Raw genomic sequence first — 18998 nt, 5'->3', positions numbered from 1 at the left:
CCAACCAGCGTGTGAACAGGGCCCTCGTCCCGACGTACGCGGTTCATGTGGAGTCCATGTCGACCTCCGGGTGCGTTTCGGTCTGCTCCCTACCGTCCGAAGCGGATGATGCACCACTCCGAGAGGAACAAGATGCGAATCCGAAGGTCCAGAGTCGAACGACACAGGGCTCCGATGCGGAACCTGGTCCACCTTCGGCCCGCGACAGTCGCGGGGCAGCCCCCGCGGTTGCGGGTGCTGGTGGTCTCCGAGTCGTTCCTTCCCCAGATCAACGGCGTGACCAACTCGGTACGCCGCGTGCTAGAGCACCTGGCGGCGGAGGGCCACGAGGCCGAGCTGGTCGCGCCGACCGGCCCCGCGACGTACGCCGGGTTCCCGGTCACCATCGCTAACGGCACCAGTCTCCCGTTCTACAAGGACTTCCGGATCGGCCTGGAGACCCGCAGCCGGCTGCGCCGGGTGATGCTGCGCTTCCAGCCCGACGTGGTCCACATCGCCTCGCCGGCGACGCTCGGCTACCAGGCCGCCAAGGCGGCTCGCGACCTCGGGATCCCGACCGTCGCGATCTACCAGACCGACCTGGTCGGCTTCGCGGAGCGCTACGAGATCCCCGGTGGGATCCGGGCGATGGGCTACCTGACCCGCAAGATCCACGTCGCCGTCGACCGCACCCTCGCACCGTCCACCGCGAGCCTGACCCAGCTCGAGGAGATGGAGATCCCCGGGCTTGCGCGCTGGCCGCGCGGTGTCGACCTCGAGCTGTTCGGCCCCTCCCGCCGCTCCGAGACGTTGCGCGCCGAACTGGCGCCCAACGGCGAGAAGCTGGTCGGCTACATCGGGCGGCTCGCGCCGGAGAAGGAGCTGGAGCTGCTGGCGCACGCAGCCGAGCTGCCGGACGTGCGGATGGTGATCGTCGGCGGCGGCCCCGAGGAGGAGCGGCTGCGCGGGATCCTGCCGAACGCCGCGTTCCTGGGCGTGCTGCACGGCGAGGAGCTCGCCGCGGCGTACGCCTCGCTGGACGTGTTCGTGCACACCGGCCGGCACGAGACCTACTGCCAGGCCGCGCAGGAGGCACTCGCCAGCGGCGTCCCGGTCGTCGCGCCGCGCGCCGGCGGCCCGATCGACGTGGTCGACGAGGGCGCGGGCTTCCTCTACGAGCCGGGCAGCGGGCCTGCGCTGGCGTCGTACGTCGCCCGCCTGGTCGAGGACCAGGGCCTGCGCTTCCGGATGGCCCTCACGGCCCGGCGCAGCGTCGACGGACGGTCCTGGGCCGCGGTCAACGCCGCCCTGGTCCGTCACTACCGAGAAGTCCTGGCCGCCCACCGCGGTGACCAGGCAGGCGCTTCCAGGAGGATCGCGTGACCGCACGGATCTCAGTCATCGGCACCGGGTACCTCGGCGCCACCCACGCCGCCGGGATGGCCGAGCTCGGCTTCGAGGTGATCGGTGTCGACACCGATGCCGCCAAGATCCGCTCGCTCTCGGCGGGGACGGTGCCGTTCTACGAGCCCGGGCTGCCCGAGCTGCTGTCCAAGCACGTCGCGGCCGGCGCGCTGCGGTTCTCGACCTCGATCGAGGAGGCCGCGGAGTTCGCCGACGTCCACTTCGTGTGCGTCGGTACGCCGCAGACCCCGGGCGGCGCGGCCGACCTGAGCTACCTGCACGCCGTGATCGACGCGCTGGTTCCGCGGCTGACCCGCAACTGCCTGATCGTCGGCAAGTCGACGGTGCCGGTCGGCACCGCGGAGGCGCTGGCCACCCGGATCGAGGCGCTCACGCCGGCCGGGGTCACCGTCGAGCTGGCCTGGAACCCCGAGTTCCTGCGCGAGGGGCACGCGGTCTTCGACACCCTGCACCCCAACCGGCTGGTCTTCGGCGTCACCACGCCGGGTGCCGAGTGGGAGCTGCGCCAGGTCTACGCCACGCCGATCGCTGAGGGCGCTCCTGTCGTGGTCACCAACCTGCCGACGGCGGAGCTGGTGAAGGTTTCGGCCAACGCGTTCCTCGCGACCAAGATCTCGTTCATCAATGCGATGGCCGAGCTGTGCTCGATCACCGGCGCCGACGTCACGTTGCTGGCCGATGCACTCGGTCACGACGATCGGATCGGCCGGAAGTTCCTGGGCGCGGGTCTCGGGTACGGCGGCGGCTGCCTGCCGAAGGACGTGAAGGCCCTGATCGCACGTGCCGAGGAGCTCGGCGCCGGCGAGTCGGTGGAGTTCCTGCACGGCATCGAGGGCGTGAACCAGCGTCGTCGCGACACGGTGGTGACCGAGACCCTGGCCGCGCTGGACCGCAAGGACGACCGCGCCTACGGCCGGGTCGCGGTGCTCGGCGCGGCGTTCAAACCGCTCAGCGACGACGTCCGCGAGTCGCCTGCGCTCGAGGTCGCCAAGCGGCTCCACGACGCCGGCGCGCTGGTCACCGTCTACGACCCGGAGGCGTCGGTGCCGGCCCGCTCGGTCGCCCCGCAGCTGCGGTACGCCGCGAGCGTCGAGGCCGCGCTGCGCAAGGCCGACGTCGTACTCCATCTAACCGAGTGGCAGGAGTTCCGCGAGCTCGACCCGGTGTGGGTCGGCGAGCTGACCGCCGGCCGGGTGATCATCGACGCCCGCAACGTCCTCGACCCCGAGCCGTGGCTCGCCGCGGGCTGGAACTTCAAGACCCTCGGCCGCCTGGTCGAGCCCGCCGCGGCCGCCGTACCGTCGCGGGATCGGGTGGAGTCGGCCTAGCGCGCGGCGGCGCGGCCGGCGGGAGTGCGTCATACGCTCCGGTCGCTACTGATGCCGCTACGTATGACGTCCCACGGGACGTCATACGAAACATGCGCTATCACGAACGGTTCGTATGACGTCGCTCCGATGCCGAGGTCCCCGCACCGGAGACCACACCAGCAGCCTCCTCGAGGGTGTCGACGAGGTGCACGTGCGGCTCCATCGGGCGGCCCTTGGCGAGTGCCCGGAGCAGCGGCCAGGCGGGCACCTGCTCGGTCCAGTAGGCCTCGCCGACCAGCACCATCGGCGCGACCGAGGACTCGTCGGCGTAGTAGTTCTCACAGGCGTCCTGGAAGATCTCCTGCACGGTGCCGCCGGCGCCGGGGAGGAAGACGATGCCGGCGTCGCAGATCTCCAGCAGGATCGCCTCGCGGGTGGCGTTGCGGAAGTACTTCGCGATCGCCGACGCGAACGGGTTGGGCGGCTCGTGGCCGTAGTGCCAGGTCGGGATGCCCAGCGACTCTCCGCCGTCCGGCCACTTGTCGAGTACGGCGAACGCGGCCTCAGCCCAGGCACCGATGTCCGGCCGGAACGACGGCACCTCCGCGAGCATCCCCAGCGCCTCGTCGAGTACGCCGCCCGGCTGGCGTGACAGCCAGGCGCCCAGGTTGGCGGCCTCCATCGCACCCGGCCCACCGCCGGTGGCGACCACCAGCGAGCCGCCGAGCGCGTGTCCGAGCCGCGCGGCATCGGCGTACCCGACCTCACCGCGCGCCAGTGCATGCGCGCCCATGACGCCGACCAGCCGGCGATCCTTCACCCAGCGGCCGAGCGCTTCGTCGACCGCGTGGTCGTGCAGCGCCTGGGCGAGCGCGGAGTCCGGGTCGGCGGGCCGCTGGGACCAGGCGTGGGCGCGGGCGTCGAACGAGCGGTCGTACGGCGTGACGTCGTACAGGTCGCGCGCGGTGTAGAGCTTGGAGCGGTAGCTGTCGACCGGGGCGTCCGGGATGGTCGGGAAGACGACGGCTCCCCGGTCGCGCATCGCTCCTTCGTCGCCGTCGCCGAACTGGCAGCCGAGGAACAGCGCTCCCGCGACCTCGACCTTCCCGAGGATCGGTCCGCGCGAGGTGAGGTCGAGCCCGCGCAGGTGCCAGCCGTCGAGGGACCGGACCCCGCGCGCCAGCCGCAGGTCGAAGGCCGCCAGCGAGTCCACCTCGACGACCCGTCCGCGCGTGTGCTTCATGGCCCGAACCTACCGAGGCAGGTAGCGGTCCTGGTGCACCACGGACGCCAGCGGGGACCGGTGCCGCCAGCCGAACCGCTCCAGATCCGGTACGTCGGGCAGTTCGGCGACCGCGCCGACGCAGAGCCAGGCGACCGGCCGGACGTGGGCGGGGAAGCCGACCAGGTCGCGCAGGAACTCTTCGCGGTAGAAGCTCACCCAGCCGACGCCGAGGCCCTCGGCGGTCGCCGCGAGCCAGAGGTTCTGGATGGCGAGGCAGACCGAGTAGAGGCCGGCATCGGCAATCGCGTGCCGGCCGAGGACGGCCGGGCCGCCGCGGGACGGGTCGTAGCCGACGACCACGCCGAGCCCGGACTCCATGATCCCCTCGACCTTGATCCTCGCGAATGTGTCCGCACGCTCCCCGGCGAGCGAGGACGCGAAGATCTCGCGCTCCGCGGCCACGTGATCGCGGAACTCCTCGCGGAGCCCGGCGTCGCGGACAAGCACGAAGTCCCAGGGTTGCGACATGCCCACGCTCGGCGCGGAGTGGGCGGCGGCCAGCACCCGCTCCAGCACGTCGTCGGACACAGGTGAGCCCGTGAACTCGGCGCGGGTGTCGCGGCGGCGCCGGACGGCGTCGTACAGGTCCACGTCAGGTACGGCGCAGCTCGGCCCGCCACAGCGGGAAGCTGTCGGGCTGAGCGAGCTCATCGACCGAGACCAGCGACAGTCCGTCGCCGGCGAAGGCGTCGATGTCGGACCGGGTGAACGGCCACGGGGGACCGGAGCCGTCGTCGTCGGCCGGCAGGATCGCCTCGATCGCCAGCAGCTGGCCGCGCGGCGCGACCAGGTCGCGGATCGCGGCAGTCGCGCGAGACCGGAGGTCGCGGGGGAGTGCCTGAGCGGTGAAGATCTCCACGACCAGGTCGAACCTCTGGCGCCACTCCGGCGGCAGCGCAAAGAGGTCGGCGACGTGGTAGTCGACGCTCGACTCGGGGTGCCGTGCCCGAGCTGTGGCCACCGCTGTCTCCGAGATGTCGAACGCGGTGGTGGCGAAGCCGAGCGCGGCGAGGTGCTCGGCGTCGCCGCCGAGCCCGCAGCCCACGACCAGCCCCCGGGCACCCTCGGCCGCGGCCCTGCCGTGGGACCACTCCTGCAGCGCCCAGTGGGGCTGGTCGCGGTCCCACGGCATGCTCACCTCGCCCGCGACGCCGGCGGCGTACAGCGTCTCGAACCAGGCCGTCGGGTCGTCGGTCGCGGCGGCGAGCCGGTCGGCCTCGCTCTGCCAGTCACGGGGCTCTGTAGTCACGCCCCGAACCTAGATGACGGGTCAGAACGCCGTGGACACGAGGTCGCCGAACAGCGTGTGCTCGTCGGCGAGCTCGGGAGACAGCCCCTTGTGCCGGAACCAGTTGCAGATGTTCGCGCAGTCGCGCATCAGGAAGTCCATACCCTGCGGATTGCCGATCACGTCCACCACCTGCGGCAGGTCGATGATCACCAGCCGCTCGCCCGCCGCGAGGATGTTGTACGCCGACAGGTCGCCGTGGACCACGCCGTTCTGCACCATGGTCGCCATCGACTCCCGCAGCTGCCCGAACCAGTGCTCCAGCCGCGGGTCACCGGCCTTCATCTGGGCCAGCCGGGGCGCCGTCTCGCCGTCGACGGTGATCCACTCCATCAGGATCTCGGTGCCGTCGATCTGGACCGGGTAGGGGACGGGCAGCCCGAGGTTCCAGAACCGGACCAGCGCGTCCCACTCGGCCATCGCCCACTGGCCGGCCGCGACGGCCCGCCCGAAGGCGGACTTCTTGGCCATCGCCCGGGTGTCGCGGCTGTTGCGGACCCGCCGGCCCTCGGTGTAGGCCCCGGAGCGGTGGAAGTCGCGGTGCTCCTCGCCGCGGTAGCGCTTGGCCGCCATCACCACAGACGGCCCGTCGGGTACGGCGCGTTCGAGCAGGAAGACGTCGCCTTCCTTGCCGGTCTTGAGTACGCCGAGCTCGGTGTCGATCGCCGCCTGTGAGGTGATCACCCAGTCGGGCCGGGGCTCGGGGCCGCGGCAGAGTGGTTCGACGTTCAGCCAGGTGGACCAGCGCTGGCCGTCGCCAAGGTCGTCGTACGCGGTGAAGTCGAAGACGAAGCGCGGGTCGATCCCGTCGAGGTCAGGTTCGAGCTGCTCGCTCGAGGAGAAGAACTGTGAAGACATCGGTGGTGGTGCTCCAGATCTGAGAGGGACGGTCTGAGGACAGGCCGAAGACAGTCGTAGCCATGTCACTGCTCCTCTCGGACGGGGCACCGGCCGATGCCGGGGCGCTCCGGAGCAGGCTCCCAGGCCGGTCGTCGGCGGCGCAACCGAATTACCTGTGGACGCCGGGTTCGCGGTTTGTCGGAGCGGCCGTCTACCCTGCAAGGCGTTCGAGTAGAGAGCCGGTCGAGAGGGGGAGTCGCCATGGACCTGACCTGGTTCCGCCAGCCCGGCGACGGCCGGTCCGGCTCGCTCAACCTCTGCTTCAACGCTGTCGACCGTCACGTCGTGCACGGCGCCGCCGAGGAGCCCGCGCTGCTGCTGACCGACGGCTCGGTCGACTTCGCCAACCTGCTCGAACGGGTCGGCGCGCTGGCGGGGGCCTTCCGCGCGCTCGGGGTCGGTGTCGGCGACCGGGTGGTGCTGGCACTGACCGACCCGCAGGACGTGGTCGTCGCCGAGCTCGCGTGCGCCCGCCTTGGTGCGGTGTACGCCGCGGCCCTAGCAGCTGACCTCGCTGCCGTCGTCGACCTCTACCAGCCGGTGCTGGTGGCGACCGCGCACCCACCCGTCTTCGGCGCCCATACGCCGAGCGTTTGCCTCGTGCGCGGCGTCGAGCCGGTCGATCTGCGCCGCGACCTCGACTGGGAGGCCGCGCTGGCCGCCGGCCGCACCGACGCCGCGCCCTGCGCCGAGGTCGGCCCCGACGCCACGGCGTACTCCGTGGCCGGCAGCGACGTTGTCGTACGTGATGCCTTCGACCAGGCCACACCACCGGGTCAACGACTCGAGCGACTCGCCTCCCGCACGCCGCTCGACCTAACAGGGGGAACCACATGATTGGCAGGAGGATGGCCGCCGCAGCGGCGGCCGTCGTACTCGCCGGATCGATCGCCTCGGGCGCGGTCGGCCAGGCCCCGGCCCCGCGCCCCGGGGCCGCAGGCATCGGCGACCCGTACTTCCCGAAGGACGGCAACGGCGGGTACGACGTCGGGCACTACGACGTACGCGACACCATCCGCATGTCCGACCAGCGGCTGACCGGCACCACCAAGGTCACCGCCCGGGCCAAGCACGGGCTGACCCGGTTCAACCTCGACCTGGTGCTGCGGCCAACGTCGGTCAAGGTCAACGGGGTCAAGGCGCGCTTCCGCAAGACCAGCCAGCGCGAGCTACAGGTCACCCCGGCCAAGCCGATCGCGGCCGGGAAGACGTTCACCGTGTCGGTGAAGTACACCGGGTACCCGGGCAGGATCAAGTGGGGCGACGAGCAGCCGTTCTGGGCCAACTCCAAAGAGGTGCTGGCCCTGAACGAGCCTCACAGCGGGGCCTGGTGGTTCGCCGCTAACGAGCACCCGCGCGACAAGGCGAGGTTCGACGTCCGGATCACCGCGCCCAACGGCCGGGAGGTGGTCTCCAACGGCGTGCTGGCCGGCAAGAGGACCGCGGGCGGCCAGACCACCTGGCACTGGAACGGCGCCGGCACCATGGCTACCTACGCCGCGTTCTTCGCCGTTGGCGACTACACCATGAAGTCGGGCACCAGCCACGGACGGCCGTACACCATCGCGGTGTCGCAGCGGCCTCCGAAGAGCCAGCAGGACCAGTCGATGACGCTGCTGGCGAAGACGCCGGAGGTCGTGCAGTGGCTGACGACCAAGCTCGGTCCCTACCCGTTCCGGACGACCGGCGGCTTGGCCACCGGGTTCAACCTGGGCTTCGCGCTGGAGACACAGACCCGTCCCGTCTATCCGCCGGGCTGCGGTCTGTTCTGCTTCTCCGTCGTGGTCCACGAGCAGGCGCACCAGTGGTTCGGTGACCTGGTCTCGGTGCACGGCTGGCGCGACATCTGGCTCAACGAGGGCTTCGCGACCTTCATGGAGAAGCTCTACGACGAGGAGCACGGCGGGCCGACAGCTCAGGACTGGCTGCTCGCCACCTACGACGACTTCGGATCATCGGCACCGTTCTGGGACGTCAAGATCGGGAACCCGGGCGCGACGAAGCTGTTCGACATCGCCGTCTACGACCGGGGCGCGATGACTGTGCAGGCGCTTCGGCACCGGATCGGCGAGGACGACTTCAGCGACCTGATCCGCACCTGGCTGCGCAACAAGCGCAACGGCAACGGCTCGGTCGCGAACTTCCGGCAGCTGGCCGAGGTGGTCAGCGGTGAGCAGCTCGGCGGCTTCTTCAACGCCTGGCTGCTCAGCACCAACAAGCCCGCCAAGACCCAGGCCAACGGCCTGCTCTGATCCTTCGCACATGCATGCATCCACCAGACCTCGACTAGCAGGAGAGACCACATGATCCGACGCCGACTTGCCGCCGGCGTGGCTGCCGTCGTACTCGCAGGATCGATCGCCTCGGGCGCGGTCGGGTTGGCGCAGGCGCCGCCGCGGCCCGGCTCGGAGGGGATCGGTGACCCCTACTTCCCGAAGGACGGCAACGGCGGGTACGACGTCGGCCACTACGACATCCGCGACACCTTCCGGATGTCGGACTCCCGGCTGACCGGGACCACCAAGCTCACCGCGCGGGCGCTGCACCCGCTGTCCCGGTTCAACCTCGACCTGGTGCTGCGGCCGACGTCGGTCAAGGTCAACGGCACGAAGGCGAAGTTCCGCAAGACCAGCCTTCGCGAGCTGCAGGTCACGCCGGCCAAGCCGCTGTGGAAGGGCCAGTCCTTCACCGTCGAGGTCGCGTACGTCGGGTACCCGTCGAAGATCAAGTGGGGCAGCGAGCAGCCGTTCCTCGCCAACCGGCACGAGGCGCTCGCGCTCAACGAGCCCCACAGCGGCGCCTGGTGGTTCGCCGCCAACGAGCACCCGCGCGACAAGGCGACCTTCGACGTCAAGATCACCGCTCCCAAGGACCGGCAGGTGGTCTCCAACGGGACCCTGGCCAGCCGCCAGACCGTCGGCAACCAGACCACCTGGCGCTGGCGCGGCGCCGGCAAGATGGCGACCTACCTCGCCTTCTTCGCGGTCGGCTCCTACAACATCAAGAGCGGCACCAGCAACGGGCTGCCCTACACGCTCGCTGTGTCCCGCAGGCTGTCCAAGAGCCAGCAGGACGAGTCGATGGCGCTGCTCAAGCGCACCCCGGCCGTGGTCAAGTGGCTCACCAAGCAGCTCGGGCCGTACCCGTTCAAGTCGACCGGCGGCCTGACCACCGGCTTCTCGCCCGGCTTCGCGCTGGAGACCCAGACCCGCCCGGTTTACCAGTACTGGGGCGGGCCGGAGGAGGTCTACGTCGTGGTCCACGAGCAGGCCCACCAGTGGTTCGGCAACTCGGTCTCGGTGCGCAACTGGCGCGACATCTGGCTCAACGAGGGCTTCGCGACGTTCATGGAGGCCCGCTACAACGAGGGCCACGGCGGTCCGACCGCGCAGCGCTGGATGCTGAACCTCTACAACGCGCTGCCGGCCTCCGACGTCTTCTGGGACGTCAAGGTGGCGCGTCCGGGCGCCGGCCGGATCTTCGACCAGGCGATCTACTTCCGCGGCGCGATGACCGTGCAGGCGCTCCGGCACCGGATCGGCAACGCCGACTTCACCCGGCTGGTGCGCACCTGGCTGCGGCAGAAGGCCAATGCCAACGGTTCGGTCGCAAGCTTCCAGCAGCTCGCCGAGAACGTCAGCGGCGAGCGGCTCGACGGCTTCTTCCGCGCCTGGCTGTACTCCTCGGACAAGCCGGCGAAGACCAAGGCCAACGGGCTCCGGTGACCAAGGGCTGACCTAGTGGTCGTCGGTCGCGGCCGCCGCGGCCGCCGCGGCCCAGGCGGCACGTCGCTGCGTTCTCCTCGGTCGACGTGGCTGCGCGACGCCTTCCCTCGTCGGCCTTGCGCTGCACACACCTGGACCACGGCTGCCATCGACTAACCTCCATCGATGACCACTGCCAGGCTCAGCCACGAGGAGGCGCACCGGATCGCTCGCGAACGCGGGATCAGCGGTCCGGCGTACTTCCTCGCGCGGCTGGTCTTCGTCCCGCTGCTGCGGATCGTGTTCCGGATGCGGGTGACGGGGGCCGACCTGGTCCCGAAGACCGGGCCGGTGGTGATCACGCCCAATCACAAGAGCTTCTGGGACGCGTTCTTCGTCGCGATGCCGGTCCGCCGGCGGGTTCACTTCATGGGCAAGGCCGAGCTCTTCCAGGGGCCGTTCGGGCGACTCTTCCTGGCACTCGGCGGATTCCCGGTCAAGCGTGGGGAGTCCGACCAGGAAGCCCTTGCGACGGCGCAGGCGATTCTGGCCCGCGGCGACGTGCTGGCGCTCTTCCCCGAGGGCACCCGGGTACCCGACCCGGACTCGCTCGGCCGGCCCAAGCGAGGTGCGGCCAGGCTCGCGATCGAGGCCGGCGCCCAGCTGGTGCCGGCCGCGATCACCGGCACAGAGAAGCGGCGGCTGCCGCTTCCGCGCCGGGTCCAGGTCGCCTTCGGCGAGCCGATCCCGATGACCGACCTGGAGGCCACGCCCGAGCTTGCCGGAGCGCTCACCGACCAGTCGGTGTGGCCGGTGATCACCGATGAGTACCACCGGCTGCGGGCCCGCCCGGGCCTGATCGCGGCCGGGCTGGCGGCGGTTGGGGTCGGTTACCTGGTGCGCCGCCGGATGCGCGGCTGACGTCCGCGGGACGTGGATTCGGGCGTGGCGCGGTCGGCTGGGAGACTAGAGGCGTGACTGCCAGGCGCGACATCGTCATCCTCGGGTCGACGGGTTCGATCGGCACCCAGGCGCTCGACCTGGTGCGGGCCAACCCGGACTGGTTCCGGGTGGTCGGACTGTCCGCCGGCGGGTCCAACCCGGAGCTGTTCGAGAAGCAGGTCGCCGAGTTCCGGCCGGCTCGTTCCGGCCTCGGCGAGGCCGTGTCGACCGAGCTCGCGGGGCTCGCGTGCGACGTCGTACTCAACGGCATCACCGGCGCGGTCGGCCTCCGGCCGACCCTGGCCGCGCTGGAGGCCGGCAACACCCTGGCGCTGGCCAACAAGGAGTCGCTGATCATCGGCGGCCCGATCGTGACCTCGCTGGCCAAGCCCGGCCAGATCGTGCCGGTCGACTCCGAGCACTCCGCGATCGCCCAGTCGCTGCGCGGCGGCTCGGCCGACGAGGTACGCCGCCTGGTGCTGACCGCGAGCGGTGGCCCTTTCCGTGGCCGCACCCGTGACGAGCTGGTCGGCGTGACCCGCGAGCAGGCGCTGGCCCACCCCAACTTCGCGATGGGCCCGGTGATCACGGTCAACTCCGCCACCCTGGTCAACAAGGGGCTGGAGGTGATCGAGGCGCACCTGCTGTTCGGGGTGGGCTTCGACCGGATCGACGTCGTCGTGCACCCGCAGCAGCTGATCCACTCGATGGTCGAGTTCTACGACGGCTCCACGATCGCGCAGGCCTCGCCGCCCTCGATGCTGATCCCGATCGCGCTGGGCCTGGCCTGGCCGGACCGGGTTCCCGGCGCGGGCCCCGGCTGCGACTGGACCAAGGCCGACACCTGGGAGTTCTTCCCACTCGATGACGAGGCGTTCCCCGCCGTCGCGCTCGCCCGCGAGGCGGGCCAGCGGGGCGCGACCGCGCCGGCGGTCTACAACGCGGCAAATGAGCACTGTGTGCAGGCGTTCCTCAACGGACGGCTCCCGTTCGTGGAGATCGTGCCCACCGTCGCCAGCATCGTTGCGGCCCACGACGTACCCTCAGAGGAGCAAGAACTCACCGTGGACGACGTACTCACCGCGGACGCCTGGGCGCGGGCTGAGGCAGCCCGACTGCTCCCGGTGCCGGACTCCGAAAGCACACAAGAAGGGGCCACCAGCCGATGACGGCGGTCTACTACACGCTCGGCGTGCTGTTCTTCGTGTTCGCGATCCTCGCGTCGATCGGACTGCACGAGCTCGGCCACATGATCCCGGCGAAGAAGTTCGGCGGGAAGGTGACCCAGTACTTCATCGGGTTCGGCCCCACCGTCTGGTCCAAGAAGAAGGGCGAGACCGAGTACGGCGTGAAGGCGATCCCGCTCGGCGGCTACGTCAAGATCGTCGGCATGCTGCCGCCCGGCAAGGACGGGGACAAGCGCACCCACGAGGCCGAGATGGACGACGAGGGCAACATCCTGGTCCGCAAGTCCAACACCGGCCTGTTCACCCAGCTGATCTCCGACGCCCGCGCCGCCGAGTGGGAGACGATCAGCAAGGCCGACCACGACCGGCTGTTCTACAAGATGGCCTGGTGGAAGAAGGTCGTCGTGATGGCCGGCGGGCCCACGGTGAACATCCTGATCGCGTTCGCGATCTTCGGCAGCCTCTACGCGACGTACGGCAACATCGCCGACACCCACGCGACGAGGACCGTCGGCGTGGTGTCCGAGTGCGTGCTGCCGGCGACGGAGGCCAACCGTGACTGCACGGCGGCCGACCCGAAGGCTCCGGCCGCCGCCGCCGGCCTGAAGCCCGGCGACAAGCTGCTCGCGCTCAACGGCACCGAGCTCACCAGCTGGGAGCAGGCGCAGAAGCTGATCCGCGGCAACGACAACGGCGAGCTCGTGATCACCTACGAGCGCGACGGCGTCATCAGCACCGCCACGACCAACACCACCGTGACCGCCCGGCGGACGTCGGAGACCGACGAGACGCTACGCGAGGTCGGGTTCCTCGGCGTCGCGCCGACGCTCACCGACCCGAAGGTGGGCGGCCCGCTCTACACCCTGGACCAGATGGGCACGATGACCGTGGACACGGTCAAGGCGCTCGGCCAGCTGCCGGTCAAGGTGTTCGACGTTGCCCAGGCTCTCGTCGGCCTCGAGGAGCGTGCCGAGGACAGTCCGGTAAGCATCGTCGGCGGCGGCCGGATCGCCGGCGAGGTCAGCTCCCACGAGGGGTTCCCGGTCAAGGAGAAGCTCGTCATCCTGCTGATGCTGATCGCGGCCTTTAACTTCTTCATCGGCATGTTCAACTTCGTGCCGCTCCTGCCCCTCGACGGCGGTCACATCGCCGGTGCCCTCTACGAAGCGGCCCGCCGCGGCGCCTCGCGGCTGCTCGGCCGGCCGGACCCGGGCCACGTCGACGTCGCGAAGATGCTGCCGGTGGCGTACGTCGTGGCCATCTCGCTGGCGGTGATGGGCCTGATCCTGATCGTCGCCGACCTCGTCATCCCCGTTCACGTCACCTAGGAGATTCATGACCTCGGTCAGCCTCGGAATGCCCGCCGCACCGCCGCCGGTGCTCGCACCTCGCCGCAAGACCCGCCAGATCCAGGTGGGCAAGGTCGGCGTCGGCAGCGACCACCAGGTGTCGGTGCAGTCGATGACGACCACGCTCACCGCCGACGTCAACACCACGCTCCAGCAGATCGCCGAGCTGACCGCCGCCGGCTGCGACATCGTCCGCGTCGCCTGCCCGAGCCAGGACGACGCCGAGGCGCTGCCGGAGATCGCGCAGCACTCCCAGATCCCGGTCATCGCCGACATCCACTTCCAGCCGAAGTACGTCTTCGCCGCCATCGACGCGGGCTGTGCCGCGGTCCGGGTCAACCCGGGCAACATCCGCCAGTTCGACGACCAGGTCAAGGAGATCGCAGCGGCGGCTCGCGACCGCGGTACGTCGATCCGGATCGGCGTCAACGCCGGCTCGCTCGACAAGCGGCTGCTGGCCAAGTACGGCAAGGCAACGCCCGAGGCGCTGGTCGAGTCCGCGGTGTGGGAGGCGAGCCTGTTCGAGGAGCACGACTTCCACGACTTCAAGATCTCGGTCAAGCACAACGACCCGGTCGTGATGGTGCGTGCCTACGAGCTGCTCGCCGAGGCCGGCGACTGGCCGTTGCACCTCGGCGTCACCGAGGCCGGGCCGGCCTTCCAGGGCACGATCAAGTCGTCGGTGGCGTTCGGTGCCCTGCTGAGCAAGGGCATCGGCGACACGATCCGGGTCTCGCTGTCCGCGCCGCCGGTCGAGGAGGTCAAGGTCGGTCTGCAGATCCTGCAGTCGCTGAACCTGCGCGAGCGCAAGCTCGAGATCGTCTCCTGCCCGTCCTGCGGCCGGGCCCAGGTCGATGTCTACAAGCTCGCCGACCAGGTCACCGCCGGGCTGGAGGGCATGGAGGTGCCGCTCCGGGTCGCGGTCATGGGCTGTGTCGTCAACGGCCCCGGCGAGGCGCGCGAGGCCGACCTCGGCGTCGCCTCCGGCAACGGCAAGGGCCAGATCTTCGTCAAGGGCGAGGTCATCAAGACCGTCCCCGAGTCGCAGATCGTCGAGACCCTGATCGAAGAGGCGATGCGGATCGCCGAGGACATGGAGCCGGTCGAAGGCTCCACCGCCGAGGTCACCGTCTCCTAGCGGCGCCTGGAGCGGGGGATGGAGCGGAGGAAGCCCCATCCCCACGACAGGTGCATGGTGGCGATCACCACCGGCAGCAGCAGCCGCGACTTCGGGCTCAGGCCGCGGCCCATCGGCACCGACGCGGCCAGCACGCCCAGGGCGTAGCCGACCGGTGCCAGGAACCCGGCGTACAGCCAGGGCCAGCCGAGGACCATGCCGAGTACGCCGAGCAGGGTGCCGACCGCGATTCCGGCAGTGGCGATCGGCGCGGCGAGGTAACGGAAGCTGGCCGTTTCCGGGTACGCCGCGACGATCTGACGCCGCCACTGACCGGAACCGCGGAACTGGCGGGCCAGCGCGCGCAGGTTGCGGCGCGGGCGGTACATCACCGACAGGTGCGGGGTGAACCAGACAGTCTCGCCGGCCTGCCGGATCCGGTAGTTGAGCTCCCAGTCCTGGGCCCGCAGGAAGTGCTCGTCGAAGCCGCCGAGCTTCTCGAGGACCTCCCGCCGGAACGCCCCGAGATAGACCGTGCGCGCCGGACCGGGCTCGCCGCCGACGTGGAACTTCGAGCCGCCGATACCCAGCGGCGAGGACATGGCGCGGGCGACGGCGTGGCCGAAGGCGTTCTCGCCCTCGCCCCGCATCATCCCGCCGACGTTCGCGGCACCGGTGGTGTCGAGCAGCCGGACCACCTCGCGCAGGTAGCCGTCGGGGAGGAAGCCGTGCGCGTCGACGCGGACGACGTACGGGTGCGACGAGGCGGCGAGGGCAGCGTTGAGGGCGTGCGGCGTGGTTCCGGGAGGATTGGGTACGACGATGACCCGGGGCTCGGCGGCGGCGAGCTTCTCGGCGATCTCTTCGGTCCGGTCGTGCGACGGCCCAACCGCCAGCACGATCTCCAGCTCGCCGTCGTACTCCTGGGCGAGCACCCGGTCGACGGAGTCAGCGAGGTAGCGCTCCTCGTTGAGCACCGGCATCACCACCGACACCGGTGTGGTGGTCGGCAGCAGGGTCGGCTCGTCGACGGCCGGGGCTACCTGGTCGTCGGACGTGGACGCGCTCACGCCACACCGAGCCCGACGTAGCTCCAGCCGGCGGCCCGCCAGCGCTCGCGGTCCAGGCAGTTGCGGCCGTCGATCACCTGCCGGCGGGCGACCTGCGTGCCGAGCGCGGCCGGGTCGGCAGCCCGGAACTCCGGCCACTCGGTGAGGTGCAGGACCACCTCGGCCTCGTGGACGGCCTCGCCGAGCGTGTCGGCGTACTCCAGGTGCGGCGCGACCCGGCGCGCGGACTCGGTGGCGACCGGGTCGTAGACCCGGACCTCGGCACCCAGCTCGACGAGCCGCCGGGAGACGTCGAGCGCGGGGGAGTCGCGGACGTCGTCGGAGTGCGGTTTGAAGGAGACGCCGAGTACGCCGATCCGGCGCCCGGCGACGTCGCCGTCCAGGGCCTCCGCAGCCAGCGCGAGCACCCGCTCCCGGCGGCGCAGGTTGACCGCGTCGACCTCGGCGAGGAACTTCAGCGAGTCGCCCACGCCGAGCTCGGTGGCCCGGGCCTGGAAGGCGCGCACGTCCTTGGGCAGGCAGCCGCCGCCGAAGCCGAGGCCGGCGCCGAGGAACTTGCGGCCGATCCGGGCGTCGTGCCCGATCGCGTCGGCGAGGGTGGTGACGTCGGCACCGGTGACTTCGCAGATCTCCGCGATCGCGTTGATGAACGAGATCTTGGTGGCGAGGAACGCGTTCGCGCTGGTCTTGACCAGCTCGGAGGTGGGCAGGTCGGTCACCACCACCGGGGTGTCGGCGGCGATCGCGTCGGCGTACACCTGCCGCAGTATGACCTCGGCGCCACCCCCGCGGACGCCGAAGACGAGTCGGTCGGGGCGCAGCGTGTCCTCGACGGCGTACCCCTCGCGGAGGAACTCCGGGTTCCACGCGAGCTCGGCTCCGGTCGCCTCGACCAGGTCGGCGATTCGCGCCGCGGTGCCGACAGGGACGGTGGACTTGCCGACGACCAGCGTGCCCGGCCGCAGGTGCGGCAGCAGCGAGCCGACGGCGGCGTCGAGATAGGTGAGGTCGGCGCCGGGGCCGTCGCTGCGCTGCGGGGTGCCGATGCACAGGAAGTGGACTGACGAGCCGGCGGCCGCGGCAAGGTCGGTGGTGAAGGTGAGCCGAGAGCCGACGTGCTTGCGCAGCAGCGGCTCCAGCTCCGGCTCGTAGAACGGCGCCCTGCCGTCGGCGAGCGCGGTGACCTTGGCGGCGTCGACGTCGATGCCGACCACCTCGAACCCGAGCTCGGCCATGCCCGCAGCATGCACCGCACCGAGGTATCCCGTGCCGATCACGGAAATGCGCACGATCTGCCCCTCCTACGTGTCGAGGCTGACCGTGAATCCGGACAACCTTTGTTAAGTCTAGTGGTTTAGGAGACTTTAAGGCCAGCCGGGTTCCACTGGGCGAGTCCGTCACACTGGTGCGATGGCCTCGCCAGCGACCGCTCCGGACCTTCTGCGCGGGTACGTCGCGCGCCAGCTCGCCGAGCTCGAGGCGGCGCTTCCGCGGCTCGACGAGACCGAGCCGGTCCACCAGTCACGGGTCCGGCTGCGCCGGCTGCGCAGCGTGCTGGCGTCGTACTCACCCGTGGTTCCGGACACCGGGTGGCCGCGGCTGCGCCGTGAGCTGCAGTGGCTGGGCTCGGAGATCGGGCCGGTCCGCGACCTCGACGTCCTCGCGGCGAGCCTGGCCGGGCACCCCGAGCTGGTCGGCTACCTCGCCGAGCGCCGCGCGGGGGAGTACGACGCTGCGCGGGCCGCGGCGGACGGCGGCCGGGCACGGCGGCTGCTCGACCGGCTGACCGCGCTGGCCGAGCCGGACGCATGGACGGCCGCCCCGCAGGTGGCGGCGACGAAGGCTGCCGAGGACGCCATCGCCCGCGAGACCTCGCGGGTGCTGGACCGGGCGGACGCCGCGGACGAGGTGGCCGACGACCCGCACGAGCACGATGAACGGCTGCACGACGTCCGCAAGGCGGCCAAGCGGCTCCGCTACACCGCCGAGGCGGCGGCCGAGGTCGTCGACTCGGCCGCCGAGACCGCGGAGCGCGCGGAGCGGGTCCAGGAGGTGCTCGGCGCCCGCAACGACGCCGTACTCACCATCGCCTGGCTGGACGAGACCGCGGCGCGGGAGCCGGCGCTGGCGGCTGCCTGTGCCGAGGCGGCCGAGGGGCGAAGGGCGCAGCTGGGCACCGACCTGGCGGCCTACCAGGAGGCACTCGCGGCGCTGCGCGGGCAGACCGGGCATACGGCTGCGCCTTAGCGGGTTGCAACCACCGATGACGGATGATGAACGGGGATCGGGGTGTGTCTGTGTTCGAGTCGTGGCGTGAGTCGAGGATGCGTGCGCGGCGCGAGCGCGCCATGCTCAAGCGGCTGCGTGAGCTGGACCGGCTCGACCGCAAGCATGGCCTGGGCGCCTACCCGCAGCGCGGCTACCTGCCCGACGACGCGCGCCGGCCGGCGCCGTACCAGGACGGCGAGCCGGTGCCGGGTAGTCGAGGTGGTCGGGGGCGTCGCAGAGGCGGCGGCTCGCTGGTCGCGGCGATCCTCGCGCTGACGGTGACGCTGGGCGTGGTCGCCTGGAGCCCGGATGCGGCGACGTCCGAGGTGCGCAGCCTGATCGGGCTCGGCCCGGAGCCGCTCGGCCGACCGCCGTTCCTGGAGGACACCAACGGTCCGTACGCGTTCATGAAGACCCAGCCGGGCCGCGACGACCAGCCCGTGACCTGGTCGCCGTGCCGCAAGATCCGGGTCGCGATCAACCCCGACGGCGCGCCCAACAACTACGAGGACCTGGTGCGCACCGCCGCCGACCACATCACCGACCAGAGCGGCCTGCAGTTCGACTTCGTCGGCGAGACCGACGAGCGACCTGACGACGACGGTACGGCGGGTGGCTCGGGCGACGGTGGCCGTGACCCCGAGGACTGGCCTCCGGTGCTGGTGGCCTGGGCGACCGCCGACGAGGTGCCGCGACTGGGCGGCGACGTCGCCGGTCTCGGCGGCGCCACCTCGATCCGGATCCGCCCCAACTTCGAGCAGTACGTCACCGGCAGCGTGGTGCTGGACCGGGCGACGTACGACAACCTCGGCCGAGGCTACTTCGGCAGCCGTGAGGCCCAAGCCATCATCGACCACGAGTTCGGCCACCTGGTCGGCCTCAACCACGTCAGCGACCGCGGCGAGCTGATGGCCGCCGAGAACACCGGCCGCTCCGGGTGGGGCCCCGGCGACAAGAAGGGCCTGGCCCTCCTCGGCTCCGGCAAGTGCCGGTGAGGCGGGCAGTTTCACTAGGTACCTAGTGAAACTGTCCCACCCCGTCGGAAACTTCGCGTGGGCTGGGACAAATTCACTAGGTACCTAGTGAGGCGCACGTGAAGTTCGCTAGATAAGTCGTAGGATGTGGACATGCCACGATCAGGACGTCCGAAGGCCGAGTTGACCCTGACTCCGCA

Annotated in this window: 17 protein-coding genes; 11 read left to right on the top strand and 6 right to left on the bottom strand. The window is 70.8% G+C overall.

What is annotated here, in order from left to right:
- Nucleotides 1–174: 174 nt before the first annotated feature.
- Both DDV73_RS11505 and DDV73_RS11500 read left to right on the top strand, forming a co-directional pair.
- Complete coding sequence (locus DDV73_RS11505; protein WP_109507394.1) at nt 175–1362, top strand: glycosyltransferase family 4 protein; 1188 nt, start codon at nt 175–177, stop codon at nt 1360–1362.
- Nucleotides 1359–2732 (top strand): UDP-glucose dehydrogenase family protein, encoded by a 1374-nt coding sequence (locus DDV73_RS11500; RefSeq protein ID WP_109507393.1) that lies wholly within the window; start codon nt 1359–1361, stop codon nt 2730–2732. Before DDV73_RS11505 ends, DDV73_RS11500 begins: the two co-directional genes overlap by 4 nt.
- A 100-nt stretch (nt 2733–2832) precedes the next feature.
- On the opposite strand, the gene DDV73_RS11495 is transcribed toward DDV73_RS11500, so the two are convergent.
- Genes DDV73_RS11495 through DDV73_RS11480 form a run of 4 tightly spaced genes read right to left on the bottom strand, consistent with a single transcriptional unit; the run spans nt 2833 to nt 6145 of the window.
- A complete protein-coding gene (locus DDV73_RS11495; protein WP_109507392.1) occupies nt 2833–3957 on the bottom strand; it encodes an LOG family protein in 1125 nt (374 codons plus the stop codon).
- A gap of 9 nt (nt 3958–3966) precedes the next feature.
- A complete protein-coding gene (gene bluB, locus DDV73_RS11490; protein ID WP_109507391.1) occupies nt 3967–4650 on the bottom strand; it encodes a 5,6-dimethylbenzimidazole synthase in 684 nt (227 codons plus the stop codon).
- Nucleotides 4592–5248 carry a class I SAM-dependent methyltransferase gene (locus tag DDV73_RS11485; RefSeq protein ID WP_240617247.1) on the bottom strand — a complete coding sequence of 219 codons (657 nt, stop codon included), beginning with the start codon at nt 5246–5248 and terminating at the stop codon, nt 4592–4594. Before DDV73_RS11485 ends, bluB begins: the two co-directional genes overlap by 59 nt.
- A gap of 21 nt (nt 5249–5269) precedes the next feature.
- A complete protein-coding gene (locus tag DDV73_RS11480; RefSeq protein WP_109507390.1) occupies nt 5270–6145 on the bottom strand; it encodes a serine protein kinase RIO in 876 nt (291 codons plus the stop codon).
- Between the two features lie 243 nt (nt 6146–6388).
- Between DDV73_RS11480 and DDV73_RS11475 the strand changes: the two genes are divergently transcribed.
- From DDV73_RS11475 to ispG, 7 genes are all read left to right on the top strand, one after another.
- Nucleotides 6389–7024 (top strand): AMP-binding protein, encoded by a 636-nt coding sequence (locus DDV73_RS11475; RefSeq protein ID WP_161962363.1) that lies wholly within the window; start codon nt 6389–6391, stop codon nt 7022–7024.
- Nucleotides 7021–8439: a M1 family metallopeptidase gene (locus DDV73_RS11470; RefSeq protein ID WP_109507388.1), complete on the top strand. Its 1419-nt coding sequence runs from the start codon at nt 7021–7023 to the stop codon at nt 8437–8439. Before DDV73_RS11475 ends, DDV73_RS11470 begins: the two co-directional genes overlap by 4 nt.
- Nucleotides 8440–8490: 51 nt before the next feature.
- Nucleotides 8491–9912, top strand: a complete 1422-nt coding sequence (locus DDV73_RS11465; RefSeq protein ID WP_109507387.1) for a M1 family metallopeptidase — start codon at nt 8491–8493, stop codon at nt 9910–9912.
- 165 nt (nt 9913–10077) lie between these two features.
- Nucleotides 10078–10812: a lysophospholipid acyltransferase family protein gene (locus DDV73_RS11460; RefSeq protein ID WP_109507386.1), complete on the top strand. Its 735-nt coding sequence runs from the start codon at nt 10078–10080 to the stop codon at nt 10810–10812.
- A gap of 53 nt (nt 10813–10865) precedes the next feature.
- Nucleotides 10866–12002 (top strand): 1-deoxy-D-xylulose-5-phosphate reductoisomerase, encoded by a 1137-nt coding sequence (locus tag DDV73_RS11455; RefSeq protein WP_240617246.1) that lies wholly within the window; start codon nt 10866–10868, stop codon nt 12000–12002.
- Entirely contained in the window at nt 11999–13348 is a 1350-nt protein-coding gene (locus DDV73_RS11450) for a M50 family metallopeptidase (protein ID WP_109507385.1), read from the top strand. Before DDV73_RS11455 ends, DDV73_RS11450 begins: the two co-directional genes overlap by 4 nt.
- A gap of 7 nt (nt 13349–13355) precedes the next feature.
- The gene (gene ispG, locus DDV73_RS11445; RefSeq protein ID WP_109507384.1) at nt 13356–14507 is read left to right on the top strand and encodes a flavodoxin-dependent (E)-4-hydroxy-3-methylbut-2-enyl-diphosphate synthase; all 1152 of its coding nucleotides are present in this window, start codon (nt 13356–13358) and stop codon (nt 14505–14507) included.
- Here the strand turns inward: ispG and DDV73_RS11440 are convergent.
- A complete protein-coding gene (locus DDV73_RS11440) occupies nt 14504–15502 on the bottom strand; it encodes a glycosyltransferase family 2 protein (RefSeq protein WP_420818473.1) in 999 nt (332 codons plus the stop codon). The genes ispG and DDV73_RS11440 overlap by 4 nt on opposite strands.
- A 50-nt stretch (nt 15503–15552) precedes the next feature.
- Nucleotides 15553–16845, bottom strand: coding sequence for a UDP-glucose dehydrogenase family protein (locus tag DDV73_RS11435; protein ID WP_109507383.1), 1293 nt, complete (start codon nt 16843–16845; stop codon nt 15553–15555).
- A gap of 121 nt (nt 16846–16966) precedes the next feature.
- Between DDV73_RS11435 and DDV73_RS11430 the strand changes: the two genes are divergently transcribed.
- Both DDV73_RS11430 and DDV73_RS11425 read left to right on the top strand, forming a co-directional pair.
- Nucleotides 16967–17803, top strand: coding sequence for a CHAD domain-containing protein (locus tag DDV73_RS11430; RefSeq protein WP_109507382.1), 837 nt, complete (start codon nt 16967–16969; stop codon nt 17801–17803).
- A 44-nt stretch (nt 17804–17847) separates the two neighbouring features.
- Nucleotides 17848–18819, top strand: a complete 972-nt coding sequence (locus tag DDV73_RS11425; RefSeq protein WP_154402731.1) for a hypothetical protein — start codon at nt 17848–17850, stop codon at nt 18817–18819.
- Nucleotides 18820–18998 lie beyond the last annotated feature (179 nt).

Source organism: Nocardioides speluncae (genome assembly GCF_003121585.1).
GTDB lineage: Bacteria > Actinomycetota > Actinomycetes > Propionibacteriales > Nocardioidaceae > Nocardioides > Nocardioides speluncae.
The sequence above is the reverse complement of the archived record's forward strand: the minus strand, read 5'-3'. Positions and strand labels throughout refer to the sequence as shown.